A 22,617-nucleotide genomic window follows, 5' to 3' on the forward strand; every position below is an offset into this window, starting at 1 on the left:
TTCTTCTGGAGATACCCATGTTCGACCTCACAGGAATGACCGCCCTCGTCACCGGCGCCAGTGGCGGCCTCGGTTCCGCCATCGCCAGGGGGCTTGCCGCACAGGGTGCGCGGCTGGCGCTGTCGGGTTCCAACCAGGCCAAGCTGGAGGCGTTCGCCGCCGAGCTGGGCGGGGACCACGTCACGCTGGTCTGCGACCTGTCCGACGGCGCACAGGTCGATGCGCTGGTGCCGCAGGCGGTGGCCGCGCTCGGCAAGCTCGACATCCTCGTCAACAACGCCGGGGTCACGCGCGACAACCTCGCCATGCGGATGAAGGACGAGGAGTGGGATCAGGTGATCCGCGTCAACCTCGAGGCTGCGTTCCGCCTGTGCCGCGCCGCCGCGCGTCCGATGATGAAGGCGCGCTTCGGGCGCATCGTCTCGATCACCTCGGTCGTGGGACAGACCGGCAATCCGGGGCAGGCCAACTATGCCGCGTCCAAGGCGGGCCTCGTCGGCATGTCGAAGGCGCTGGCGCAGGAATATGCCAGCCGCAACATCACCGTGAACTGCGTCGCCCCCGGTTTCATGGCCTCCGCGATGACCGACGTGCTGCCCGAGGCGCAGAAATCCGCCCTGCTGGGCCGGATTCCCGCCGGGGCGCTGGGCACGGGCGATGACGTGGCGGCGGCGGTCGCCTATCTTGCCAGCCGCGAGGCCGGTTACGTCACCGGCCAGACGATCCATGTGAACGGCGGGATGGCGATGGTATGAGCGTGATGATGATGGCCATGGCACTGGCGGCGGCGGGCGATGCGAACGTCGTCAGATGCGCGGTCGCGAAGATGCCCAAGGTGGAACTCGCCAAGCTGCAACAGGGCATGATCGTCGGCGTGCTGGAGGGCAGGAAGCCCGCGCCCGCCACCGAAGCGCTGGTGAAACAGGCCCGCGCCCATGCCGCCGCCTGCCAGCCCGGCACCGGCAAGGCGGATGTGCGCGCGGGCGAGCTGGTCGTCACCAGCATCGCGGTGGAGGCGCTGGCGTCGGGGCTGTCGGCGAACGGCGTCGATCCGGTCGCGGTCAACCGGCGGCTGAGCCAGACGCCGCCCGCCGTCCTCAACGCCTTCCTCGCGCGCAGGCAGACGCCCGAGGTCGATTCCTTCATGAACGGCATGATGGAGATCGCGGGGGCGAAGAAGGCGCAGGTCCGCGTGCAGCGGCTGATGGGCGGCTATGCCTATAACGCGGCGACGCTCGCCCGGCTGTTCGCGACGCGCCCCGCGTGACATTGGCGGCCCTTGCGCGCGGCCTGCCCGCGTTCTAGGGGCGTTCAGGTACATGACACCACGCATGTGATAGAGGGAATGATTATGAGCGAGACCGCCGACCGCGTGAAGAAGATCGTCGTCGAGCATCTCGGCGTCGAAGCCGAGAAGGTGACCGAGGACGCGAGCTTCATCGACGATCTGGGCGCGGACAGCCTCGACATCGTCGAGCTGGTGATGGCGTTCGAGGAAGAGTTCGGGGTCGAGATTCCCGACGACGCCGCCGAGAAGATCACGACCGTCAAGGACGCGATCACCTATATCGACGAGCACAAGGGCTGATCCGGCCGGGGCGGCCCGTGCCGCTCCGCCGACCCGCCGACCAGAGTTTCCGGCCCCCCGTCCCGGCGTTCAGCCATGGGCGGGGGGCCGTTCGTATAGCCGCCGAATGAAAGAGGAATGCCCATGCGCCGCGTAGTCGTGACCGGCCTCGGCCTCGTGACCCCGCTGGGTGCCGAGGTGGAGACCGCCTGGAAGAACCTGATCGCCGGAAAGTCGGGCGCCGGTCCGATCACGCATTTCGATGCGTCGAACCAGAAGTGCCGCATCGCCTGCGAGGTGAAGCCCGCGGGCCATGAATATGGCTTCGATGCGGGGCTGCGCGTCGATCACAAGATCCAGCGGCAGGTCGATCCGTTCATCGTCTTCGGCATCGACGCCGCCGGACAGGCGCTGGAGGACGCAGGGCTCACCGACATGTCGGAGGAGGAGCGGCTGCGCGCGGGCTGTTCGATCGGTTCGGGGATCGGCGGGCTGCCGGGCATCGCCAGCGAATCGCTGGTGTGCGAGAACAAGGGGCCGTCGCGCGTGTCGCCGCACTTCGTCCATGGGCGGCTCATCAACCTGATCTCGGGACAGGTCTCGATCAAATACGGGCTGATGGGGCCGAACCATGCGGTCGTCACCGCCTGCTCGACCGGCGCGCATTCGATCGGCGACGCCGCGCGGATGATCGCGATGGACGACGCCGACGTGATGCTGGCCGGGGGCGCGGAGGGCGCGATCTGTCCGCTGGGCATCGCCGGGTTCGCGCAGGCGCGCGCGCTGTCGACCGCGTTCAACGACCAGCCCGAAAAGGCGTCGCGCCCCTATGACCGCGATCGCGACGGCTTCGTGATGGGCGAGGGCGCGGGCGTCGTCGTGCTCGAGGAATATGAGCGGGCCAAGGCGCGCGGCGCGAAAATCTATGCCGAGGTGATCGGTTACGGCCTGTCGGGCGATGCCTATCACGTCACCGCGCCGCATCCGCAGGGGTCGGGTGCGTTCCGCTCGATGGAAATGGCAATGCGCAAGTCGGGCCTGTCGCTGACGGACATCGACTATATCAACGCGCACGGCACCTCGACGCCGCTGGGCGACGAGCTGGAGCTGGGCGCGGTGCGGCGGCTGTTCGGCGATGCGATCGGCGACCTCGCCATGTCGTCGACCAAGTCGGCGATCGGCCACCTGCTGGGCGGCGCGGGCGCGGTGGAGAGCATCTTCTGCATCCTCGCGATGCGCGACGGGATCGTGCCACCGACGCTCAACCTCGACAATCCGTCGGAGAATTGCGCGGGCGTCAACCTGGTCCCCCACACCGCGCAGGAGCGCAAGGTGAAGGCGGTGCTGAACAACTCGTTCGGCTTCGGCGGCACCAACGCCTCGCTGGTGATGAAGGCGCTCTGATCCCATGCGCCGGATCGGATGCCTCGGCCTGATCGTCGGACTGCTCGGCATCGCCGCGCTGTTCCTCGTGATCCAGAGCTGGGGCGGGCCCGGTCCGGCGCAGCGCAACCTGACCGTCGTCGTTCCCGAGGGGGCGAGCCTGACCGCGGCGGCGGCGGAACTGGAAAAGGCGGGGGCGATCCGCTCCGCCGGGCGCTTCCGCCTGTTCGCACAGGTGCTGGGGAGCGACGATCCGATCCGCGCCGGGGAATATCAGATCCCGGCGGGGCTCAGCCAGTCGGACATCCTCAAGCTGTTGCAGGGCGGGCGGACGATCCGCCGCTTCGTGACGGTGCCCGAAGGCTGGCCGTCGGTGCTGGTGCAGGAGGCGGTGGCCAAGGCGCCGCAGCTCGACGGCCCCGCGCCGTTGCCGCCCGAGGGCAGCATCCTGCCCGACAGCTACGACTATCAGCGCGGCGATACCCGCGCGGCCTATATCGCGCGGATGCAGGCGGCGATGGACCGCTACCTCAAGGACGCCTGGGCGAAGCGCAAGCCGACCACCGTCGCGAAAACCCCGCGCGAGGCGATCATCCTTGCCTCGATCGTCGAGAAGGAAACCGGCAAGCCGTCTGAACGACGGATGGTCGCGGCGGTCTATTCCAACCGGCTGCGCATCGGCATGCCGCTCCAGGCCGATCCGACGGTCATCTACCCGATCACCAGGGGCAGGCCGCTCGGGCGGCGCATCCTGCGCTCGGAACTGACCGCCAAGAACGGCTACAACACCTATGCGTCGCGCGGGCTGCCGGTGGGGCCGATCGCCAATCCGGGGCGCGCCTCGATCGACGCGGTGCTCGATCCGGCGGACAGCAAGGCGCTGTACTTCGTTGCGGACGGCAGCGGTGGGCATGTGTTCGCCGACACGCTCGCCGAACATAATGCCAATGTGCAGAAATGGTACGCGATCCGCCGCGCGCGCGGCGAGATGTGATGCGGCGGGCGCTGCTTGCCGCCGCGCTGGTCATCACGGTGCCGCCCGCCGCGGCCTGTACCGTATCCGCCCCCTATCGGCCGCTGACCGCCCGTCCGCCGGGCACGCAGACGGTGCTGACGGTCGATGTCCTCGCGCTCGACCTGCGGCGCTATCCTGCGATCGCGCGGGTGCGGGTGGTGGGCGGCGGCAAGCCGGGCGTTACGCTGGCGATATCCTATAAGCGTGCGCCATGCGGCGGCGCGCGGGAGCCGGTCAGGGACGAACGGCTGGTGGTGTTCCTGCGCGGTACCGAAGCGCTCCGCTGGGCCACCCCGGCAGAGGCACGCGCGATCCGCTGAAAATCCTCCCCGGCACGGGGAGGGGGACCGTCGCCGAAGGCAATGGTGGAGGGGGATCGCCGCGAAAGCGACGGTGCCGTATGCGGGCACCCCCCTCCACCATGCTGCGCATGGTCCCCCTCCCCGTGCCGGGGAGGAGCTTTGGCGTTACCCCCGCAACCCGCTCGCCGCGTGGGCGCGGGTCTGGGTTTCGGCGTGGGTCGGGCCGACGATCCAGCTGCCGCCGACGCACAGCACCGGATCGAACGCCAGCCATTCCGGCGCGCTCGCCTCGGTGATGCCGCCGGTCGGGCAGAACTTCGCCTGATAGAAGGGGGCGGCCAGCGCCTTCAGCGCCTTGAGGCCGCCCGCCGCCTCGGCCGGGAAGAATTTGAAATGGGTGAGGCCGAGGTCCAGCCCGCGCATGATGTCGCCCGCATTGGCGATGCCGGGCAGGAACGGCACGCCGCTGTCGATGATCGGGCGTGCGATCGTCTCGGTCAGGCCGGGGGAGACGATGAACTCGGACCCCGCGTCCATCGCCTGCGCGAACTGCTGCGCGTTGACGACGGTGCCCGCGCCGACGATCGCGCCGTCCACCTTCTTCATCTCCGCGATGGCTTCGAGTGCGGCGGGGGTGCGCAGCGTCACTTCAAGGACGCGCAGGCCGCCCTTGACCAGCGCCTCCGCCATCGGGCGGGCCTCGGCGGCGTCGTGGACCACCAGCACCGGGATCACCGGGCTGGTCTGCATGATCTCTGCAATCGAAACGGTCATCGTGCGTGCTCCTGCGCAAAGGCGGCGGCGGCCCCGAACAGGCCGGGTTGGGGATGGGTGATCAGCTTGACGGAGATGCCCGCCATCAGGTTCTGGAACCGGCCCTTCGCCGTAAAGCGCGTGCCGAAGCCCGATTCGAGCAGATGGTCCTTGAGCCGCAGGCCTAGCCCGCCCGCGATCACCACCGCCTTCGCGCCATGCCCCAGCGCGAGGTCGCCCGCCACCGCGCCGAGCGTCAGGCAGAAGCGGTCGAGCGCGGCAACGGCGATGCTGTCGGTGCCGTCCAGCGCGGCGGTCCAGATCGTCTTGTCGTCGGTATGCGGCACCGACACGCCCTCGATCTCGGCCAGCGTTTCGTACCACGCGACGATCGACGGCCCGGCACAGGCGCGCTCGGTCGATCCGCGGCCGTGCGCCTTGCGCAGGCGGCGCAGCAGCGCGTCCTCGATCGCGTCGAGCGGCGCGAAGTCCTGATGCCCGCCCTCGGTTTCCAGCACGTGATAGCGATCGTCGGCGCGCATCAGCTGCGCGACGCCAAGGCCGGTGCCCGGACCGCAGATCGTCACCACGCCGCGCTCGGGCAGCGGGCCTTCGGGGCCGCACAGGTGGATGAAGTCGCTGTCCGCCACCTGCGCCACGGCATGGCCGACCGCACCGAAATCGTTGATGATCGTCCACACATCGACGTCCAGCCGCTCCTGCATCAGCGGCGGGCGGATGATCCACGGATTGTTGGTGAACTTGATGAGCGTGTCGTTGACCGGCGATGCGACCGCAAGGCTGGCGGCACGCGGCAGCGGGCGGCCCAGATCGCGCTCGAACGCGCGCCATGCCAGTTGCAGGCTGCCGTGTTCGGCGACCTTCTGCGTGACGGGGTCGCCCAGACGGACGACGCGCCCGTCCTCGACCTCGGCGATCGCGAAGCGGGCGTGGGTGCCACCGATATCTACCGCAACGACTTCCATGACCTCTTCCCTATAGCCCGGTTGCGTATCCCCGCGAAGGCGGGGATCCAGGGTTGCGCGGGTCGACGCTCGTTGCCCTGGACCCCCGCCTGCGCGGGGGTACGGTTGATGGTTCGCTCCGGCGGTTACAGCCCCGCCGCCGCCAGCATCGCCGATCCGCCCGCTTCCGCCTCGCTGGCGCCCTGGCGCATCATCGCGAAGATTTCGCGACCGGTGCCGTCCGCCGCCGGGGGAACCGGCGCGTGGTCGCGCGCGTCCCATTCGTCCGCCGGGACCAGCGCCTGGAGCGTGTTGGCGTCCGCGTCCAGCCGGATCACGTCACCGTCGCGCAGCTTGCCGATCGGGCCGCCGCCCAGCGCCTCGGGCGACAGGTGGATCGCGGCGGGCACCTTGCCCGATGCGCCCGACATGCGTCCGTCGGTGACGAGCGCCACCCGGTAGCCACGGTTCTGGAGCACGCCCAGCGCCGGGGTCAGCTTGTGCAGTTCGGGCATGCCGTTGGCGCGCGGTCCCTGATGGCGCACCACCACCACCACGTCGCGGTCCAGCTCGCCCGCCTTGAACGCCGCCTGCACCGATGCCTGGTCGCTGAACACGCGGCACGGCGCCTCGATCACCCAACGGTCGCGGTCCACCGCCGACACCTTGATGCAGGCACGGCCGATATTGCCCTCGAGGATGCGGAAGCCGCCTTCGGGGCTGAACGGATCGTCGATGGTGCGCACGATGCTGTCGTCGCCGCTCTTTGCGGCATGATCGCGCCAGACCAGCCTGTCGTCCTCGATCACCGACTGGCGACCATAGGCGGCCATGCCGTCCTTCGCGATGGTCAGCGTGTCGGCGTGCATCAGCCCGCCGCGCAGCAGCTCGCGGATCACGAACGACGGCCCGCCCGCATCCTCGAAGCCGTTCACGTCCGCCGATCCGTTGGGATAGACCCGCGTGAGGAGCGGCACGACCTGGCTCAGGCGGTTGAAATCCTCCCAGTCGATCACGATCCCCGCCGATCGCGCGATCGCGGGCAGGTGGATCAGGTGGTTGGTCGAACCGCCCGTCGCCAGCAGCACGATCGCGGCGTTCACGATCGCCTTTTCATCGACCACGCGGCCGATCGGGCGATAGTCGTCGCCGTCCCAGCCGATCTCCGCCAGCCGGTGGACGGCGGCGCGGGTCAGTTCCTGCCGCCGCTTGGTGGTCGGGTTGGCGAAGGAGGCGTCGGGGATGTGCAGCCCCAGCGCCTCCATCATCATCTGGTTGCTGTTCGCGGTGCCGTAGAAGGTGCAGGTGCCCTTGCCGTGATAGGCCGCGATCTCGGCGTCGAGCAGTTCCTCGCGGCCCACTTTCCCTTCGGCATAGGCTTCGCGGACCGCCGCCTTCTGCTTGTTGGGGATGCCGGTGCGCATCGGGCCGCCCGGGATCAGCACCATCGGCAGATGGCCGAAGCGCAGCGCGCCCATCAGCAGGCCCGGTACGATCTTGTCGCAGATGCCGAGCAGCGCCGCGCCCTCGAACGTGCCGTGGGACAGGGCGACCGCGGTCGACAGCGCGATGGTGTCGCGGCTGAACAGCGACAATTCCATCCCCGCATAGCCCTGCGTCACGCCGTCGCACATCGCGGGCACGCCGCCCGCGACCTGCGCCGTCACGCCCGCTTCGCGCGCCCAGACCTTCATCTGTTCGGGATAGCGGTAATAGGTCGCATGCGCCGACAGCATGTCGTTGTAGGCGGTGACGATGCCGATGTTCATCCGGTTGGCTGGACGCATCAGGTCGCGGTCCTCGTCGGTCCCGGCATAGGCGTGCGCCAGGTTCGCGCAGCCGAGCATCGGGCGGTCGACGCCGCTGTCGCGTTCGCGGTCGATCAGCGCGAGGTACGCGGCGCGCCTGTCGCGCGACGCTTCGATGATGCGGTCGGTGACGGCGGCGATTTCGGCGTGAAGGGCCATTATTCGCTCCAGTGGATATCGACGGGAAGTTCGACTTCGGCCAGCACCCGGCCGATCGGATAGGCGGACGATGCGCCCTGATCGATCGCGCGTTCGAGCACGGCCTTCTTTTCCGCACCGGTGATCGCGATCATCAGCGCGCGGGCGGAAGCGATGGCGGCGTGGCTGAGCGTCACGCGCGCCACCGGCGCCTCGGGCGGCAGCGGATCGGGCAGGACGCCGAGCGCGCGGCGCTCCTTCGGGCCGGTCAGCGCTTCGGTCAGGTCGGGGCCGGGGAAGATCGAGGCGGTGTGCCCGTCGGCACCCATGCCGAGCAGGCACAGGTCGAGCGGCCAGTGCAGGTCCTGCAACCGGGCATCCGCCGCGCGGCCCGCCGCCTTGTAATCCGCCGCCTTCTCGGCGGTCAGCGGGATCACCCGCGCGCCCTTGGGCAGGAAGATCTTGGCGAGGCCGGTGACGTTCGACAGCGCGTCGCCCATCGGCACGATGCGGTCGTCGGTGGGGACGATCGTGACGCGCTTCCAGTCGAGCTTCGCCTTGACCAGCTCGGCATAGATCGGGGCGGGGGTACGCCCCCCGGCCAGCGCGATCACCGCCGCGCCGCGCGCATCGATCGCCGATTCGATGATGAACTGGATATCGCCCGCCAGCGCGGCGGCGAATTCGGCGGGTTCGTCATATTCCCACCATTCGATCTCGGTCATGTGCTTCTTTATCCTGTGAAAATCCGTTTGGTTCGAGCTTGTCGAGAACGCCTTCTCGACAGGCTCGAAGCGAACGGGGGACGGGAAGGGAGCGCCTCAGCCGCTCACTCGTTCCACGTCACCCCGTCGCGCTCGGTCAGCGCCACGCTGGCGTTCGGACCCCAGCTGCCCGACGGATAGGGCTTGGGGTGGGTGCCGTTGGCCTTCCACCCCTCGCGGATCGCATCGATCCACTGCCACTGCGCCTCCACCTCGTCGCGGCGGACGAACAGCGTCGGATCGCCCTCGATCAGGTCGAGCAGCAGCCGCTCGTACGCGATGCGCCGCCGCGTCCCCGCGAACGCCGTCGTCAGCGACAGGTCGAGCGGCACCTCGCGCAGGCGCACGCCGTCGCGGTCGAGCCCCGGCTCCTTGGCCATCACCAGCAGGCGGACATATTCCTCGGGCTGGAGGCGGATGACCAGCACGTTCGGCTGCAACCGCCCGCCGCGATCGGCGAAGATCGAATGCGGCACCGGCTTGAAATGGATCGAGATTTCCGAATGGCGATCCTGCATCCGCTTGCCGGTGCGCAGGTAGAAGGGCACGCCCTGCCAGCGCCAGTTGTCGACATGCGCCTTCACCGCGACGAAGGTCTCGGTGTCCGAATCCTTGCCCAGTTCCTCGTCATAGCCGCGGACGATCTCGCCCTTGACCGCGCCCGCGTCATACTGGCCGGTGACGGTGTGGCTGCCGACCTCGTCCGCGCCGATGCGACGCAGCGAACGCAGCACCTTCACCTTCTCGTCGCGGATCGCGGTGCCGTCGAACTTGGCGGGCGGCTCCATCGCGATCAGCGCGACCAGTTGCAGGACGTGGTTCTGCACCATGTCGCGCAGCGCGCCGACCTCGTCGTAATAGCCCGCGCGGCCCTCCAGCCCGACCGTCTCCGAGATGGTGATCTGCACGTGATCGATGCCGCGCGCGTTCCACACCGGCTCGAACATCGCATTGCCGAAGCGCAGCGCGAGGATGTTCTGGACGGTTTCCTTGCCGAGATAATGGTCGATCCGGTAGGTCCGCTCCTCGGGGAAGGCGGCGGCGACCAGATCGTTGATCTCGCGGCTCGACTCGAGATCCTTGCCGAGCGGCTTCTCGAGGCTGATCCGCACGTTCGGCCCGGCCAGCCCGGCGCTCTTCAGCCCGGTGATCGTCGGCCCGAACAGCCACGGCGCGGTCGACAGGAAGATCGCGAGCCCGCCCGAGATGTCGCCCAGCTTCTCGGCCAGCGCGCCGAAGCCGTCGACGTTCGACGCATCGAGCGGCTGATAGTAGAGCCGTGCGAGGAACCCCTCGATCGCGGCCTCGTCCTTGCGGTCGTCGGGCAGGAACTGGTCGAGCGCCTGATGCGCGAAGGTGCGGAAGCCCGCGTCGTCATACTCGTGCCGCGCGGTGCCGGTGATCGTCAGCCCCTGCGGCAGCAGTCCGTCGGCATGGAGGCCGTAGAGCGAGGGGAGCAGCATCCGCTGCGACAGGTCCCCCGTCGCGCCGAACAACAGCAGCTTCGCTACCGCTTGCCTCGTCATGCCTGCTCCTTCGTCTCGTATCGGTCTCGCGCGCTCCTAGCAGCCTATTTCGCAAACGCGAAGGTGGCATAGGTATGCGGGTAGTGAAAACGATTGCGTGGCGCCGTCCTGGGTCATCCCGGCGAAGGCCGGGATCCATGGATACGGAACGTGTTGCCGGAACCGCATCGGCCCGCGTCCATGGATTCCGGCCTGCGCCGGAATGACGAAGTCGCGGCTACAGCGTCAGTCCGGCGGTCTGGTCGAACCCGGCCATCAGGTTGAAGTTCTGCACCGCGGCGCCTGCCGCGCCCTTGCCGAGATTGTCGAGCGTGGCGATCAGCCGGGCCTGCCCCGTCTCCATGTTGCCGAACACGCGCAGCGACAGCCGGTCGGTCCCGGCGTCCGCCTCGATCTCCACGACCGACTCGTCGGCGGGGAGCACCCGCACCACCGGCAATTCGCGATAGGCGTCGTGCAGCGCCTGCTCGATCGCGGTCAGGCTCGGGCGGCGGTGGAAGGCGAACAGCGGCAACGGCACCTCGACCACCATGCCGCGATAGGTGTTGGCGACGGCGGGCGTGAACAGCGGCGGATGGGCGAGCCGGGCGTGGCGCTGCATCTCCGCGACATGCTTGTGGGCGAGGCCGAGGCCGTAGCCGCGAAAGGCGGTTCGCGTATCGCCGCCCTCGAACTCGGCGATCATCGCCTTGCCGCCGCCCGAATAGCCCGACACGGCATTGACGCTGACCGGCCAGTCGTGCGGGATCAACCCGGCGCGGACCAGCGGGCGCACCAGCGCGAGGAAGCCGGTGGGATAGCAACCCGGATTCGACACCCGCATCGCGGTGGCGATGGCGCCGGGCTGTGACGGCTCCAGCTCGGCCATGCCATAGGTCCAGCCGTCCGCCACCCGGTGCGCGGTGGAGGCGTCGATCACGCGGGTACGGTCATTGTCGATCAGCGCCACCGCCTGTCGCGCGGCGTCGTCGGGCAGGCACAGCACGACGAAATCGGCGTCGTTCAGCGCCTCGCGCCGTGCCGCCGGGTCCTTGCGCCGGGCATCGTCGAGGGTGATGAAGTCAATCTCCGGGCGACCGCCCAGCCGGTCGGCGATCTCGAGGCCGGTGGTGCCCGCCGCCCCGTCGATGAAAACACGCACGCTCATGCCGGGCGCCTCCGCGCGAGAATGGGGCCGAACCGGTCGAGCGCGGCGACATCCTCGCAGCGCACCGTGCCGTCGGCATGGATCGCGGTACCGGCATCGACCAGCATCGCGACATGATCGGCAAAGAACAGCAGGTCGCCGCGCGCGGGCACGTCCCCGGCGGACAATGGCGTGCCGATCGTTTCCGCCTGAAGATCGGCGAAGCGCGGCACGGCTTCCCCCGCCAGCGTGCACGCGAGGAACACGAGGCCCGCGGCATCGACGCCCGCGCCCGACCGGCCGCCCGCAACCTCCGCGACGCCTTGCAGACGCAAGGCGATCGCGACCGGATCGCCGCCGGGCGAGTCGAGCGGCAGCAGGTCGTCGGCGCGGACATAGCCGCCGTCGACCTCGACCCAGTCGCCGCCGCCGCTCGCCGCGACGCGCGCGCCCATCGGCAGCGTCAGCGGCAGGGGGCGGGCAGGGGAGGGATCGCCGTGCACCACCGTCTCTCGCACCGCGACGACATGGGTGGCGGCAAAGGCGGCGCACAGCCCGTCGCACGCGACGAAGCCGACCGCGCCGTCGATCGGCGACCGGCCCCAGCCATGGCCGGAGGTGAATTCGAGCACGTCGAACGGCTCGCCGGGCAGCAGTTGCGACAGGGCGGGGCCGCCGGGCGTCTCGGTCAGCGGCGTCACGACACCGACGGTCCGGCGCACCGGCACCGCATAATGCGGGGCGAACACCCGGTCGGCCATGCGGATATCGGCCAGATCGCGCCGGACTGCCTCGATCCGCGGATCGATCGCCGCCGAGCGGGTGCGCAGCGCGAAACGGCTACGCGTTGGCGTGACGTCGGTTGAAGTCGCCGACTCCGTCGCCGCCCATGAACTGCCCGAACTCTGCAAGAAAATTGGCCCCTTCGCTCGTCTGCGCGACGAAGATGTTGCGCTTGTCGGCATCGTCGCGTTGGCGGCGGAGATAGCCGAGCGTGCCCAACCGATTCAAGGCGCGTGTCACGACCGGTTTCGACACGTTCAGCGCCCGCGCCAGCCCGCGCACCGTATGGGGCCCCGGTTGCAGATAGACGATCATCATCAGCGCCATCTGGCGATTGGTAAGATCGGGTTCGCCGGACCGCACGTAATCGACGAGTCCGTCCATCCATTTCTTCAGCAGCGTGCTCGGAAACATACAGGAGCCTTACCTGGAAAATGGCCTTGTTCGGGCGGGATCGGAAACAGGAACGTCGCACTTGTGCGCTTGGTTTCCGCTTCGGAACGATAATGTTACGGATTCGCAGTACGGCTTCGTACCCGGCCCGTCGGGGCGGGTCCGGTCGGGCACGGCGCGCCCCGGTTGATCGCGGGGCGCGGCTCGCCTATGTGCCCGGCTTCGGTCGTGCGATCGCCAACTTTCGGAAACGTTCCCAGCCCATGTTCACTTTCCTGCTCGTCGTCCATGCGATCATCGCCGCGCTGCTCGTGACGGTGATCCTCATGCAGAAGTCGGAAGGCGGCGGGCTGACCACCGGCGGCAGCCCTTCGGGGCTGATGTCGGCGCGCGGGGCGGCCGATTTCCTGACGCGGGCGACGGCGATCCTCGCCGGGCTGTTCATCGCGATGAGCATCGCGCTGGCGGTGATCGCGGCGAATCGCGGGTCGGGCTCGATCGACACCTCGCTCGCGCGGCCGACGACTCCGCCGCCCGCCGCGACCGGCCCGGCCAATCCGGCGGCCGATCCGATCGGCAACCTGACGGGTGCCGACAACGCCGCGGTCCCGCTGGCGCGCTAACCGCCCTTTTCCATCAACCGGTCATCGTGTTTCGCGGGCGCGGGGGCAACCTCGCGCTTGGCGGCGATGGCGTTCGACGCTAGGCGATATCTCCCATGGCGCGGTACATCTTCATCACCGGCGGCGTGGTCTCGTCGCTCGGCAAGGGCCTCATGGCGGCCTCTCTCGCAGCACTGTTGCAGGCGCGCGGCTACAAGGTCCGCATCCGCAAGTTCGACCCCTATCTCAACGTCGATCCGGGCACGATGTCGCCCTATCAGCACGGCGAGGTCTATGTGACCGACGACGGGGCGGAGACCGACCTCGACCTCGGCCATTACGAGCGCTTCACCGGCGTCGCGGCGCACCAGTCCGATAACGTCACCTCGGGCCGCATCTACCAGACTATCATCCAGCGCGAGCGGCGTGGCGACTATCTGGGCGCGACGGTGCAGGTGGTCCCGCACGTCACCGACGCGATCAAGGCGTTCGCGCAGGCCGATACCGTCGACGACAACGGCGACGACCTCGACTTCGTGCTGTGCGAGATCGGCGGGACGGTGGGCGACATCGAATCGCTGCCGTTCATCGAGGCGATCCGCCAGCTCAAGAACGAGCTGGGCCGGGGCCGCTCGATCAGCATCCACGTCACGCTGGTGCCCTATATCGCGGCGGCGGGCGAGCTGAAGACCAAGCCGACGCAGCATTCGGTGCGCGAACTGGCGGCGCTGGGCGTGCAGCCCGACGTACTGGTCTGCCGCTGCGAAAAGCCGCTGCCGCCGAGCGAGCGCGCCAAGATCGCGCTGTTCTGCAACGTGCCCGCCGCCGCCGTCATCCCCGCGCTCGACGCGCCGAGCATCTATGCGGTGCCCGAGCAATATCATGCCGAGGGGCTCGACGCCGAAGTGCTGCGCGCGTTCGGCATCGAACCCGGCCCCGCGCCCGACCTGTCGCGCTGGAGCGACATCATGGACCGGTTGCAGAACCCCGAGGGCGAAGTCACCATCGGCGTGGTCGGCAAGTACGTCGGGCTGCAGGACGCCTACAAGTCGCTCAACGAGGCGCTGGTGCACGGCGGCATCGCCAACCGGGTGAAGGTCAACATCCGCTGGATCGACGCCGAACTGTTCGAGGGCGAGCACGACATGGTCGCCGCCGAACTGGAGCCGTGCCACGCGATTCTCGTCCCCGGCGCGTTCGGCGAACGCGGCGCGGAGGGCAAGATCGCCAGCGTCCGCTTCGCGCGCGAACGGCGCGTGCCCTATTTCGGCATCTGCTTCGGGATGCAGATGGCCTGCATCGAAGGGGTCCGCGACCTGGGCGGCATCGCCGATGCGTCGTCGACCGAATTCGGCCCGACCGACGAACCGGTGGTCGGCATGATCACCGAATGGATGACCCCCGAGGGCATCCAGAAGCGCGAATCGGACGGCGACCTCGGCGGCACGATGCGGCTGGGGGCCTATGAAGCGGCGCTGGCGGGCAATTCGGTGGTGGCGTCGATCTATGGCGGCACGACGATCAGCGAACGCCACCGCCATCGCTATGAGGTCAACACCGCCTACCGCGAGATGCTGGAGCACGGCGGGCTGGTGTTCTCGGGCATGTCGCCCGACGGCATGCTGCCCGAGATCGTCGAGCGGCCCGACCATCCGTGGTTCGTGGGCGTGCAGTTCCACCCCGAGCTGAAGTCCAAGCCGTTCGACCCGCACCCGCTGTTCGCGAGCTTCATCGCAGCGGCGGTGAAGCAGTCGCGGCTGGTCTGACCGACCCGCACGAACCCTCGTCATTCCCGCGTAGGCGGGAAGCCATATCCGCCGACGTGGCAATGGGGCAGGGGCGGTAGAAAAGCAGTTTGGTTCGCGCAGAGGCGCGGAGGCGCGGAGTAGGTGTTGGACGCGGCAGCGTCCTTCCCGGAATCGCGAGCGGCAGGGATGCGATAGCCTGCGGTGCGCAACCTTCGGAGGCCACACCCTCTCCGCGCCTCCGCGCGAACCAACCCTCTTCTTACCCGCCCAAAACCAGAACGGGCGCCCGGACCCATGTCCGGGCGCCCGCCCACGGCGCGCAAGGGAGCAACGCGCCGTAGGGGTTACGCGGCCTGCCTGGTGTCGTTCTCGAGCACCGGATTGACCTGCGTTTCGTCGCCGATGGCGACGCGGCGCGGCTTCATCGCGTCGGGCACTTCCCGCCGCAGTTCGATGGTCAGCAGGCCATCGGCGAGGTCGGCGCTTTCCACCACGATGAAATCGGCCAGCTCGAACCGCCGCTCGAAGCTGCGGTTGGCGATGCCGAGGTGCAGCACCGCGCTCTTCTGCGCATCGGTCTGCTCGGCCTTGCGACCGGCGACGACCAGCAGGTTCTGCTGCGCGGTGATCTCCACCTCGTCGCGCTTGAACCCGGCGATCGCCAGCGTGATGCGATAGCGATCCTCGGCGACGCGCTCGAGGTTGAACGGCGGATAGTTCTCGCCCGCATTGGTGCGCGCGTTGTTCTCGAGCATGTCGAACAGCCGGTCGAAGCCGATGGTCGAACGGCGATAGGGGGTGAAATCGAAGCTACGCATGTCAAATCCTCCTGATGAAGCGAATTGAACGGCTCGGCATCCGTTACCACGCAATGCCGGTTCGTGAGCGACCCATAAGGCGTCGCCCGAAAACCCATATGGTTCGTCGTCACCGGGTTTCAAGCGGCCGGCGGCAACAATCCCTGCTTCACGCCGCCCGCAGCGCTTCTTTCTACCATAATCCCATGGGTGAAATAGGATTAAGGAAAGACAAGCATCGCTCAGGGGGTTTTGCCATGCGCCATCGCCGTTCGCTCGCCGTGCTCGCCGCGGCCACGATGTTCACCCAGCCCGCCTTCGCCCAGGCCGGACCGCCGGGGCAGTTGGCGATGCTGGCACCGCCCGCCGCACCCGCGGCGGCGGCGCCAACCGTCGCCCCCGAGGAGGAGCCGGCCGCCCAGCGTGGCGGCGACGAGATCGTCGTGACCGCGCGTCGCCGCGAGGAGAATGTGCAGGACGTGCCGGTCGCGGTGTCGGTGCTGGGTGCCGCGACGCTGGAGGCGCAGGGCACCTACAACCTCAACCGGCTGACGCAGTTGCAGCCGACGCTGCAATTCTTCTCCACCAACCCGCGCAACACCTTCATCAACATCCGCGGGCTGGGCGCGCCGTTCGGGCTGACCAACGACGGGTTCGAGCAGGGTGTCGGCATCTATATCGACCAGGTCTATTACAACCGCATCGCCGCCGCGACGCTGGACTTCGTCGATGTCGAGCGGATCGAGACGCTGCGCGGGCCGCAGGGCACGCTCTACGGCAAGAACACCACGGCGGGCGCGATCAACATCACCACCCGCGCGCCGAGCTTCACCTTCGAGGGCCGGGCCGAAGTGTCGGCGGGCAATTACGAGTTCAAGCAGGGCAAGGTGTCGGTATCCGGCCCGCTGACCGACAAGCTGGCGGCGCGCATCAGCCTGTCGACCACCGACCGGCGCGGCACGATCTACAATGTCGCGACGCGCCAGTGGATCAACTCGCAGGACAATATCGGCGTGCGCGGCGCGCTGCTGTGGAAGCCGACCGACAGCCTGAACCTGACCCTGTCGGGCGATTTCAACCTGCAGGACCCGATCTGCTGCGGCCAGATCTATGCGCGGGTCGGCACCACCCAGCGCGCCGCCAACCGGCAATATGCCGCGCTGACCGCGCTGTTCCCCGGATATCGCGTGCCGAGCACCGACCCGTTCGACCGGCTGACCGATCTCGACGCCGCGCTGCGGGCGCGCAACGAGATGGGCGGCGCGTCGCTACGCGCCGAATGGGACGTAGGCAGCGGCACGATCACCTCGGTCACGGCATGGCGCTACTGGGACTGGCAGCCCGCCAACGACCGCGACTTCACCGGGCTGCCGGTCTATACCCGGGTCAACAACCCGACCAAGCAGGACCAGTATACCCAGGAAGTCCGCTATGCCCATGCGGGCACCGGCTATGACTTCGTGGTCGGTGCGTTCGGCTTCTACCAGAAGATCCACACGACCGGCGTGCAGGAAACCGGCACCGCCGCCAGCGCGTGGCTGCTCAACCCGACCAGTGCCCTGTCGCGCAATCCGGCGGTGCTGAACGGGGTGCTGGCGCTCAACGACATCCGGCTCGACAATCTGAGCGTCGCGACCTTCGGCAAGCTGAACTGGGAGGTGAACGACCGCTTCACCGTCTCCCCCGGCATCCGCGTCAATTACGATCGCAAGGACGGGCGGTACGATTCGGTCGTCACCGGCACCGCGTCCGACGGCACCCGCCAGGTGGTGAGCGCCACGCCCGGCAGCCCCTATTACAACGACCCTTGGACCGCGGCACAGCGCGGGGTGCAGGCGTCGCAGTTCTTCGAGCCGAAGTTCAGCGCGTGGAACCTCTCCTACGACCTCAACCTGTCGTACAAGGTCACGCCCGACGTGCTGACCTATGCGACCTATGCGCGATCGTTCAAGACCGGCGGCATCAACCTGAACGGCGTGCCGAGCCGCAGCGACGGCACCCCCGCGCTCGACGTGGCGCAGATCGATCCGGAAAAGGTCGATCATTTCGAGATCGGGGCCAAGACGCAGTTCTGGGACAAGCGGATCACGCTGAACCTCGCCGCCTTCTGGACCGGCATCAAGGATTTCCAGGCGAGCGTCATCAGCAACGTCAGCGGCAGCCAGGTGCTGCGCGGCTATCTCGCCAATGCGGACCGGGTGCGGACGCGCGGCGTGGAGGCGGACTTCTCGATCCGGGCGACCGATCGCTGGAACGCCTATTGGAGCGGGGCCTTCACCGACGCGAAGTTCGTCCGCTTCGTCGATGCGCCGTGCCCGCCCGAGCTGGCGGGCGGCGGCACCGGCACCCCGCCGGGACGCCCTGCGACGCCGGGCGCGAACAGCCCCGCCAATTGCGACGTGTCGGGCCAGTGGCTGCCGGGCATCTCGAAATGGGCGTTCTCATGGGGAACCGAATATCGGCTGCCCACGAAGCTTCTCGACCGCGACGGCGACTTCTACCTCGGCTATGACGCGAGCTACCGCTCGAAATTCTCGTCCAACGCCTCGCGGTCAATCTATACCGACATCGACGGCTATTCGGTCCACAACTTCCGCGCGGGCTATCGCACCGGGCAGTTCGACATCTTCGGCTGGGTGCGCAACGCCTTCGACCAGGATTATTTCGAGTCGCTGGCGGTCACGCCGGGCAATACCGGGCTGATCTCGGCGCAGCTGGGCGATCCGCGGACGTGGGGCGGGACGGTGAAGCTGTCGTTCTGAAGGTGCGGGGCGGGGTTCGCTCAGCCCTCCGCAGGCAGCGCAAGGCCCTCCCGCGCAAAGGCGCGCCGCACCGCGGGCCTTTGCGCCATCCGGAGCGCATGCGCGGTCCATTGCGGGAAGTCGTTTGCCATGTCGAAGCCGAGCGTGGCCCCGCGCCCCCATGTCCAGAATACCAGCAGATAGGCATCCGCCACGCTATAGTGCTTGCCGATCGCCCATGGACCCTCGCCGATCCGTGCGTCGACGGCGCCCCACAGGTCGCGAGAGGTCGCGAGGCCCTTGGCGCGCACGTCCGCCAGTGCCGCCGCGCTGTCGGCATAGCGTTCCGCGCGGCGGACATGGGCGTAGGCGACATGCACGGTCGATGCGATCCACGCCAGCCATTCGGCGACCCGCGCCTGGTCGCGCAGCTGCGCCGGCCACAGCCCGGCATCGGGGAAAGAACGCGCGATGAACTGGAGGATCGCGGGGTTCTCGGTCAGCACCCAGTCGTCGACGGCAAGTGCCGGGACGCGCGCCTTGGGGTTGATGCGGAGAAATTCGGGACGACGTTGCTCGCCCGCGGCCATGTCGATGCGGATCGGCTCGAACGGAGCGCCGGTTTCCTCCAGCGCGATGTGCGGCGCAAGCGAGCAGGCACCGTTGCTGTAGAATAGCCGGAACGTCGTCGACATCGCGATCCTCCTTTGCGTCGGCTGCGGAGACTATCGCCGTTGCGGCCGGAAAGGAAAGCGCCGACAGGCCCCGAAACGGCAAACGGCCGGACTGTCGCCAGCCCGGCCGCCTGCGTGACGATCGCTCGTCAGCCCCCTTGGTTGCCACCGCTTCTACGCCCCTTCCCCCCTTCCAGGGCGGAGCCGGTTGGCCTCCCCGAACCGTGGCCTGTTTTGCCTGCGTTTCGTGGGGACACCGATACGTGTCCCGACTGTTGCTGTCACCAGCGTTGCAAGGCGGCACTTACGCTTTCCTTCACCATGTGTTCATTGTGCAACAGCCGGTCTTGCGGGGGGCAAGAAGCGTACCTACAGCGGGAAACAACGTCGCCTGAGGATCATTACCGCCGCCATGCTGCTGTCGCGTTACGAGCGGATGATCGCCCGCCGATATCTGTTGCCCGGACGGGGCGAGGCGTTCATCGCGCTGGTCGCCTCGATCAGCCTCGTCGCCGTCATGCTGGGCGTCGCTGCGCTGGTGATCGTCATGAGCGTGATGAACGGCTTCCGCGCCGAGCTGTTCGACAAGATCGTCGGACTGAACGGCCATGCCATCATCCAGGGATATAACAACCAGCTGCCCGACTGGCGGCGGATCGCCGAGGAAGCGCGGCGGACGCCCGGCGTCACCAGTGCGACGCCGCTGATCGAACAACCGCTGTTCGCGACCTATAACGGGCGGTCCGAATTCATCCTGACGCGCGGCATGCGGGTGAGCGACATCCGATCGACCCCGACGATCCGCGACAATGTGAAGCTCGGCTCGCTGAACGCGGTGACGCCGGGCAGCGGCAACGTCATCATCGGATCGCGCCTTGCGCAGGCGCTGGGCGTGACGGTCGGCAGCGAGCTGACGATCATCAGTCCGCAGGGGCCGACGACCCCGTTCGGCACGATGATCCGCCAGGTGCCGTACCGCGTGGCGGCGATCGTCGAGGTCGGCGTCTATGATTACGACAAGGCGTTCGTCATCATGCCGATCGAGGATGCGCAGCAGCTGCTGCTGACCGGCGATTCGGTCGGCATGGTCGAGATCGAGACGAACGACCCCGACGATATCGACCGGATCATGGCACCGCTGCGGGAGAAGTTCGTCGCGCAGGCGCAGATTTCCGACTGGCGGCAGCTCAATTCGGAGCTGTTCCAGGCGCTGTCGGTCGACCGGATCGTGACCTTCACCGTGCTGTCGATCATCATCCTGATCGCCGTGTTCAACATCTTGTCGTCGCTCATCATGCTGGTGCGCGCCAAGACGCGCGACATCGCGATCCTCAGGACGATGGGCGCGACGCGCGGCGGCATGCTGCGCATCTTCATGACGGTCGGCACCACCATCGGCGCGCTGGGCGTGGGGGCGGGGCTGGTGCTGGGATTCATCTTCCTTGCCTTCCGCCAGCAGGTGATCGGGGCGATCGGTGCGGTGACGGGGATCGAGATATGGGACCCGACCATGCGCTATCTGACCGAGCTGCCGTCGAAGGTCGATCCGGTCGAGATCGTCGCGATCGCACTGACCGCGCTGCTCTTCTCGTTCCTCGCCACGCTGTATCCGGCGTTCAAGGCGGCCAATACCGATCCCGTGCAGGTGCTGCGCTATGACTGAGCCGGTTCTCCAGACCCGCGACCTGAAGCGCAGCTTCACGCAGGGGGAAGCGACGATCGACGTGCTGCGCGGGGTCAACCTGACGATCGCGCCGGGCGAGATCGTCGCGCTGCTCGGGCCGTCGGGATCGGGCAAGTCGACCTTGTTGCAGGCGGTAGGCCTGCTCGAAGGCGGGTTCGAGGGCAAGATTTTCGTGTGCGGGCAGGAGGTCGCAGGCTTCGGCGCCAATGCGCGGACCGAGGTGCGGCGCGATGCGATGGGCTTCATCTATCAGTTCCACCACCTGCTGCCCGACTTCAACGCGCTGGAGAATGTCGTGTTGCCGCAGATGGTGCGCGGGGCCGAGCGCAGGGAGGCCGATGCGCGGGCAAGCGAATTGCTGACCGCGCTCGGCCTCGGCAAGCGGCTGACCCACCGCCCGAGCCAGTTGTCGGGCGGCGAGCAGCAGCGGGTGGCCGTCGCGCGCGCGCTGGCCAACCGCCCGGCGCTGGTGCTGGCGGACGAGCCGACCGGCAATCTGGACGAGGCGACGGCGGACGTGGTGTTCGCCGAATTCCTGCGGCTGGTGCGCGGACAGGGATCGGCGGCGCTGGTCGCGACGCACAACGAGCGGCTGGCGGCCCGGATGGACCGGGTGGTGCGCCTGCACGACGGGGTGCTGCAATGAGCGACCTGTTCACCTTGCCGGTCGAGGCGGCGGACGGGAGCATGACGACGCTGGAGGCCTGGCGGGGCCGGCTGCTGCTGATCGTCAACGTCGCGTCGAAATGCGGCTTCACCCCGCAATATGCGGGCCTTGAGGCGCTGCACCGGCGGTACGGACCGGCGGGGCTGGCGGTGCTCGGCTTCCCCTGCAACCAGTTCGGGGCGCAGGAGCCGGGCGATGCGGGCGAGATCGCGCAATTCTGTTCGCTGACCTATGACGTGACCTTCCCGGTATTCGCCAAGGTGGAGGTGAACGGACCGGATGCCGCACCACTGTTCCGCACGCTGAAGGCCGCCGCGCCGGGCGTGCTGGGCAGCGAAGGCGTGAAGTGGAACTTCACCAAGTTTCTGGTGAGGCGCGACGGATCGGTGAAGCGGTACGCGCCGACGACCAAGCCCGAGGATCTGGCCGGGGATATCGAGCGGGCGCTCCGGTAAATCGCTCCCCTCGCTGACAAGGGAGGGGCCGGGGGTGGGTAGGCTTGAGGCGGGCACAACCTTCTCTCGCGGGCTGACCCACCCCTTCCAGGGAGGGGAGAATGTCAGGCCGTCTTCCTGTCCCCGAGCGCCGCCAAGATCGCCACCACCCCGCTGAACAGGAAGCTGGCTCCCAGAATATAGCCCGGCAGCGTCAGCGCCGACCACGGCACGGTGGCATAGAGCAGGATCGCCAGCAGCAGGTTGAGCGCGCCCAGCGCCAGCATCGCGACACGCAGCCGCTTCACCCGGAAGCCGATCACCAGTTCCATCACCCCGCGCACCGCCAGCCATACGATGACCATCAGCGTCAGCGACAGCGCGCCGCCGACCGGCTGCACGATCATATAGCCGCCGACCAGCACCGACAGCAGCCCGAGGAAGATCGCATAGCCGCGGTGCCCGTGCCGCGCGCGGAACCCCGCCACCAGCGACGCGATGCCGCCCGCGAGAAAGAAGAAGCCGACCACCAGCGTCGCGGCGATCGTCGCCGGGAAAGGCGCGGCAAAGGCGAGGATGCCGACCAGCACCGAGACGATGCCATAGGCGAGCGTCCAGCCCCAGCCGGTGGTGTTGCGCGTTCCGGGCGTGGATCGGGCGAAATCGGTCATGGTCGCGGACCTCCCTGTCCGCCCCCGAACGGGTGCCGGGACAAGGGGTTCCGTCGCGCCCGCACTGGTCGAATCA

23 protein-coding genes are annotated in these 22,617 nt (G+C 68.3%); 12 read left to right on the plus strand and 11 right to left on the minus strand.

All coding sequences use genetic code 11. The features are described from left to right. Window positions 1–17: 17 nt before the first annotated feature. The 6 genes from fabG to ABLE43_RS13320 all read left to right on the plus strand — a co-directional run bounded on the left by fabG (window position 18) and on the right by ABLE43_RS13320 (window position 4,285). Complete coding sequence (gene fabG / locus ABLE43_RS13295) at window positions 18–755, plus strand: 3-oxoacyl-[acyl-carrier-protein] reductase (protein WP_348978916.1); 738 nt, start codon at window positions 18–20, stop codon at window positions 753–755. Beyond that, complete coding sequence (locus tag ABLE43_RS13300; protein WP_348978917.1) at window positions 752–1,267, plus strand: hypothetical protein; 516 nt, start codon at window positions 752–754, stop codon at window positions 1,265–1,267. Before fabG ends, ABLE43_RS13300 begins: the two co-directional genes overlap by 4 nt. Before the next feature lie 84 nt (window positions 1,268–1,351). After that, window positions 1,352–1,588: an acyl carrier protein gene (locus tag ABLE43_RS13305; RefSeq protein ID WP_348978918.1), complete on the plus strand. Its 237-nt coding sequence runs from the start codon at window positions 1,352–1,354 to the stop codon at window positions 1,586–1,588. A gap of 123 nt (window positions 1,589–1,711) precedes the next feature. Then, window positions 1,712–2,971, plus strand: a complete 1,260-nt coding sequence (gene fabF / locus ABLE43_RS13310; RefSeq protein WP_348978919.1) for a beta-ketoacyl-ACP synthase II — start codon at window positions 1,712–1,714, stop codon at window positions 2,969–2,971. A 4-nt stretch (window positions 2,972–2,975) separates the two neighbouring features. Next, complete coding sequence (gene mltG / locus ABLE43_RS13315; protein WP_348978920.1) at window positions 2,976–3,944, plus strand: endolytic transglycosylase MltG; 969 nt, start codon at window positions 2,976–2,978, stop codon at window positions 3,942–3,944. After that, window positions 3,944–4,285 (plus strand): hypothetical protein, encoded by a 342-nt coding sequence (locus ABLE43_RS13320; protein ID WP_348978921.1) that lies wholly within the window; start codon window positions 3,944–3,946, stop codon window positions 4,283–4,285. Before mltG ends, ABLE43_RS13320 begins: the two co-directional genes overlap by 1 nt. Before the next feature lie 147 nt (window positions 4,286–4,432). On the opposite strand, the gene eda is transcribed toward ABLE43_RS13320, so the two are convergent. The 8 genes from eda to ABLE43_RS13360 form a co-directional block, all read right to left on the minus strand. Beyond that, window positions 4,433–5,041 (minus strand): bifunctional 4-hydroxy-2-oxoglutarate aldolase/2-dehydro-3-deoxy-phosphogluconate aldolase, encoded by a 609-nt coding sequence (eda, locus tag ABLE43_RS13325; protein ID WP_348978922.1) that lies wholly within the window; start codon window positions 5,039–5,041, stop codon window positions 4,433–4,435. Next, on the minus strand, window positions 5,038–6,006 hold the full coding sequence (locus ABLE43_RS13330; RefSeq protein WP_348978923.1) for a glucokinase: 969 nt from the start codon (window positions 6,004–6,006) through the stop codon (window positions 5,038–5,040). The genes eda and ABLE43_RS13330 overlap by 4 nt, the downstream gene beginning before the upstream one ends. Window positions 6,007–6,131: 125 nt before the next feature. Continuing rightward, window positions 6,132–7,952 carry a phosphogluconate dehydratase gene (gene edd, locus ABLE43_RS13335; protein ID WP_348978924.1) on the minus strand — a complete coding sequence of 607 codons (1,821 nt, stop codon included), beginning with the start codon at window positions 7,950–7,952 and terminating at the stop codon, window positions 6,132–6,134. Further along, window positions 7,952–8,656 (minus strand): 6-phosphogluconolactonase, encoded by a 705-nt coding sequence (pgl, locus tag ABLE43_RS13340; RefSeq protein ID WP_348978925.1) that lies wholly within the window; start codon window positions 8,654–8,656, stop codon window positions 7,952–7,954. Before pgl ends, edd begins: the two co-directional genes overlap by 1 nt. A gap of 104 nt (window positions 8,657–8,760) precedes the next feature. After that, window positions 8,761–10,221 carry a glucose-6-phosphate dehydrogenase gene (gene zwf, locus ABLE43_RS13345; protein ID WP_348978926.1) on the minus strand — a complete coding sequence of 487 codons (1,461 nt, stop codon included), beginning with the start codon at window positions 10,219–10,221 and terminating at the stop codon, window positions 8,761–8,763. A gap of 217 nt (window positions 10,222–10,438) precedes the next feature. Then, a complete protein-coding gene (gene argC, locus ABLE43_RS13350) occupies window positions 10,439–11,368 on the minus strand; it encodes an N-acetyl-gamma-glutamyl-phosphate reductase (protein WP_348978927.1) in 930 nt (309 codons plus the stop codon). Continuing rightward, window positions 11,365–12,258 (minus strand): C40 family peptidase, encoded by an 894-nt coding sequence (locus ABLE43_RS13355; protein ID WP_348978928.1) that lies wholly within the window; start codon window positions 12,256–12,258, stop codon window positions 11,365–11,367. Before ABLE43_RS13355 ends, argC begins: the two co-directional genes overlap by 4 nt. Continuing rightward, window positions 12,188–12,514 carry a MarR family transcriptional regulator gene (locus ABLE43_RS13360; RefSeq protein WP_348978996.1) on the minus strand — a complete coding sequence of 109 codons (327 nt, stop codon included), beginning with the start codon at window positions 12,512–12,514 and terminating at the stop codon, window positions 12,188–12,190. The genes ABLE43_RS13355 and ABLE43_RS13360 overlap by 71 nt, the downstream gene beginning before the upstream one ends. Before the next feature lie 272 nt (window positions 12,515–12,786). On the opposite strand from ABLE43_RS13360, the gene secG reads away from it, so the two are divergent. Together secG and pyrG are read left to right on the plus strand one after the other, a co-directional pair. Next, window positions 12,787–13,146, plus strand: coding sequence for a preprotein translocase subunit SecG (secG, locus tag ABLE43_RS13365; protein ID WP_348978929.1), 360 nt, complete (start codon window positions 12,787–12,789; stop codon window positions 13,144–13,146). Window positions 13,147–13,241: 95 nt separating this feature from the next. Continuing rightward, window positions 13,242–14,891 (plus strand): CTP synthase, encoded by a 1,650-nt coding sequence (pyrG, locus tag ABLE43_RS13370; RefSeq protein ID WP_348978930.1) that lies wholly within the window; start codon window positions 13,242–13,244, stop codon window positions 14,889–14,891. Window positions 14,892–15,217: 326 nt separating this feature from the next. Here pyrG and ABLE43_RS13375 read toward each other — a convergent pair whose 3' ends face one another. Further along, window positions 15,218–15,691: an Hsp20 family protein gene (locus ABLE43_RS13375; protein WP_348978931.1), complete on the minus strand. Its 474-nt coding sequence runs from the start codon at window positions 15,689–15,691 to the stop codon at window positions 15,218–15,220. A gap of 236 nt (window positions 15,692–15,927) precedes the next feature. Between ABLE43_RS13375 and ABLE43_RS13380 the strand changes: the two genes are divergently transcribed. Further along, on the plus strand, window positions 15,928–18,432 hold the full coding sequence (locus ABLE43_RS13380) for a TonB-dependent receptor (RefSeq protein ID WP_348978932.1): 2,505 nt from the start codon (window positions 15,928–15,930) through the stop codon (window positions 18,430–18,432). Between the two features lie 20 nt (window positions 18,433–18,452). Here ABLE43_RS13380 and ABLE43_RS13385 read toward each other — a convergent pair whose 3' ends face one another. Continuing rightward, the gene (locus ABLE43_RS13385; protein ID WP_348978933.1) at window positions 18,453–19,106 is read right to left on the minus strand and encodes a glutathione S-transferase family protein; all 654 of its coding nucleotides are present in this window, start codon (window positions 19,104–19,106) and stop codon (window positions 18,453–18,455) included. Between the two features lie 391 nt (window positions 19,107–19,497). On the opposite strand from ABLE43_RS13385, the gene ABLE43_RS13390 reads away from it, so the two are divergent. The 3 genes from ABLE43_RS13390 to ABLE43_RS13400 are packed head-to-tail and all read left to right on the plus strand — an operon-like array spanning window position 19,498 to window position 21,891. Then, the gene (locus ABLE43_RS13390) at window positions 19,498–20,748 is read left to right on the plus strand and encodes a lipoprotein-releasing ABC transporter permease subunit (protein ID WP_348978934.1); all 1,251 of its coding nucleotides are present in this window, start codon (window positions 19,498–19,500) and stop codon (window positions 20,746–20,748) included. Continuing rightward, window positions 20,741–21,415: an ABC transporter ATP-binding protein gene (locus ABLE43_RS13395; RefSeq protein ID WP_348978935.1), complete on the plus strand. Its 675-nt coding sequence runs from the start codon at window positions 20,741–20,743 to the stop codon at window positions 21,413–21,415. The genes ABLE43_RS13390 and ABLE43_RS13395 overlap by 8 nt, the downstream gene beginning before the upstream one ends. After that, window positions 21,412–21,891 carry a glutathione peroxidase gene (locus tag ABLE43_RS13400; RefSeq protein WP_348978936.1) on the plus strand — a complete coding sequence of 160 codons (480 nt, stop codon included), beginning with the start codon at window positions 21,412–21,414 and terminating at the stop codon, window positions 21,889–21,891. The genes ABLE43_RS13395 and ABLE43_RS13400 overlap by 4 nt, the downstream gene beginning before the upstream one ends. Before the next feature lie 104 nt (window positions 21,892–21,995). On the opposite strand, the gene ABLE43_RS13405 is transcribed toward ABLE43_RS13400, so the two are convergent. Next, the gene (locus tag ABLE43_RS13405; RefSeq protein WP_348978937.1) at window positions 21,996–22,541 is read right to left on the minus strand and encodes an HdeD family acid-resistance protein; all 546 of its coding nucleotides are present in this window, start codon (window positions 22,539–22,541) and stop codon (window positions 21,996–21,998) included. Between the last annotated feature and the right edge of the window lie 76 nt (window positions 22,542–22,617).

Source organism: Sphingomonas silueang (assembly GCF_040049155.1).
Classification (GTDB): Bacteria; Pseudomonadota; Alphaproteobacteria; order Sphingomonadales; family Sphingomonadaceae; genus Sphingomonas; species Sphingomonas silueang.

Bases quoted from the DNA above. Each gene is read 5' to 3' on its own strand.
- fabG (WP_348978916.1), top strand. From the start codon at position 18: ATGTTCGACCTCACAGGAATGACCGCCCTCGTCACCGGCGCCAGTGGC.
- ABLE43_RS13300 (WP_348978917.1), top strand. From the start codon at position 752: ATGAGCGTGATGATGATGGCCATGGCACTGGCGGCGGCGGGCGATGCG.
- ABLE43_RS13305 (WP_348978918.1), top strand. From the start codon at position 1,352: ATGAGCGAGACCGCCGACCGCGTGAAGAAGATCGTCGTCGAGCATCTC.
- fabF (WP_348978919.1), top strand. From the start codon at position 1,712: ATGCGCCGCGTAGTCGTGACCGGCCTCGGCCTCGTGACCCCGCTGGGT.
- mltG (WP_348978920.1), top strand. From the start codon at position 2,976: ATGCGCCGGATCGGATGCCTCGGCCTGATCGTCGGACTGCTCGGCATC.
- ABLE43_RS13320 (WP_348978921.1), top strand. From the start codon at position 3,944: ATGCGGCGGGCGCTGCTTGCCGCCGCGCTGGTCATCACGGTGCCGCCC.
- eda (WP_348978922.1), bottom strand. From the start codon at position 5,041: ATGACCGTTTCGATTGCAGAGATCATGCAGACCAGCCCGGTGATCCCG.
- ABLE43_RS13330 (WP_348978923.1), bottom strand. From the start codon at position 6,006: ATGGAAGTCGTTGCGGTAGATATCGGTGGCACCCACGCCCGCTTCGCG.
- edd (WP_348978924.1), bottom strand. From the start codon at position 7,952: ATGGCCCTTCACGCCGAAATCGCCGCCGTCACCGACCGCATCATCGAA.
- pgl (WP_348978925.1), bottom strand. From the start codon at position 8,656: ATGACCGAGATCGAATGGTGGGAATATGACGAACCCGCCGAATTCGCC.
- zwf (WP_348978926.1), bottom strand. From the start codon at position 10,221: ATGACGAGGCAAGCGGTAGCGAAGCTGCTGTTGTTCGGCGCGACGGGG.
- argC (WP_348978927.1), bottom strand. From the start codon at position 11,368: ATGAGCGTGCGTGTTTTCATCGACGGGGCGGCGGGCACCACCGGCCTC.
- ABLE43_RS13360 (WP_348978996.1), bottom strand. From the start codon at position 12,514: ATGGACGGACTCGTCGATTACGTGCGGTCCGGCGAACCCGATCTTACC.
- secG (WP_348978929.1), top strand. From the start codon at position 12,787: ATGTTCACTTTCCTGCTCGTCGTCCATGCGATCATCGCCGCGCTGCTC.
- pyrG (WP_348978930.1), top strand. From the start codon at position 13,242: ATGGCGCGGTACATCTTCATCACCGGCGGCGTGGTCTCGTCGCTCGGC.
- ABLE43_RS13375 (WP_348978931.1), bottom strand. From the start codon at position 15,691: ATGCGTAGCTTCGATTTCACCCCCTATCGCCGTTCGACCATCGGCTTC.
- ABLE43_RS13380 (WP_348978932.1), top strand. From the start codon at position 15,928: ATGCGCCATCGCCGTTCGCTCGCCGTGCTCGCCGCGGCCACGATGTTC.
- ABLE43_RS13385 (WP_348978933.1), bottom strand. From the start codon at position 19,106: ATGTCGACGACGTTCCGGCTATTCTACAGCAACGGTGCCTGCTCGCTT.
- ABLE43_RS13390 (WP_348978934.1), top strand. From the start codon at position 19,498: ATGCTGCTGTCGCGTTACGAGCGGATGATCGCCCGCCGATATCTGTTG.
- ABLE43_RS13395 (WP_348978935.1), top strand. From the start codon at position 20,741: ATGACTGAGCCGGTTCTCCAGACCCGCGACCTGAAGCGCAGCTTCACG.
- ABLE43_RS13400 (WP_348978936.1), top strand. From the start codon at position 21,412: ATGAGCGACCTGTTCACCTTGCCGGTCGAGGCGGCGGACGGGAGCATG.
- ABLE43_RS13405 (WP_348978937.1), bottom strand. From the start codon at position 22,541: ATGACCGATTTCGCCCGATCCACGCCCGGAACGCGCAACACCACCGGC.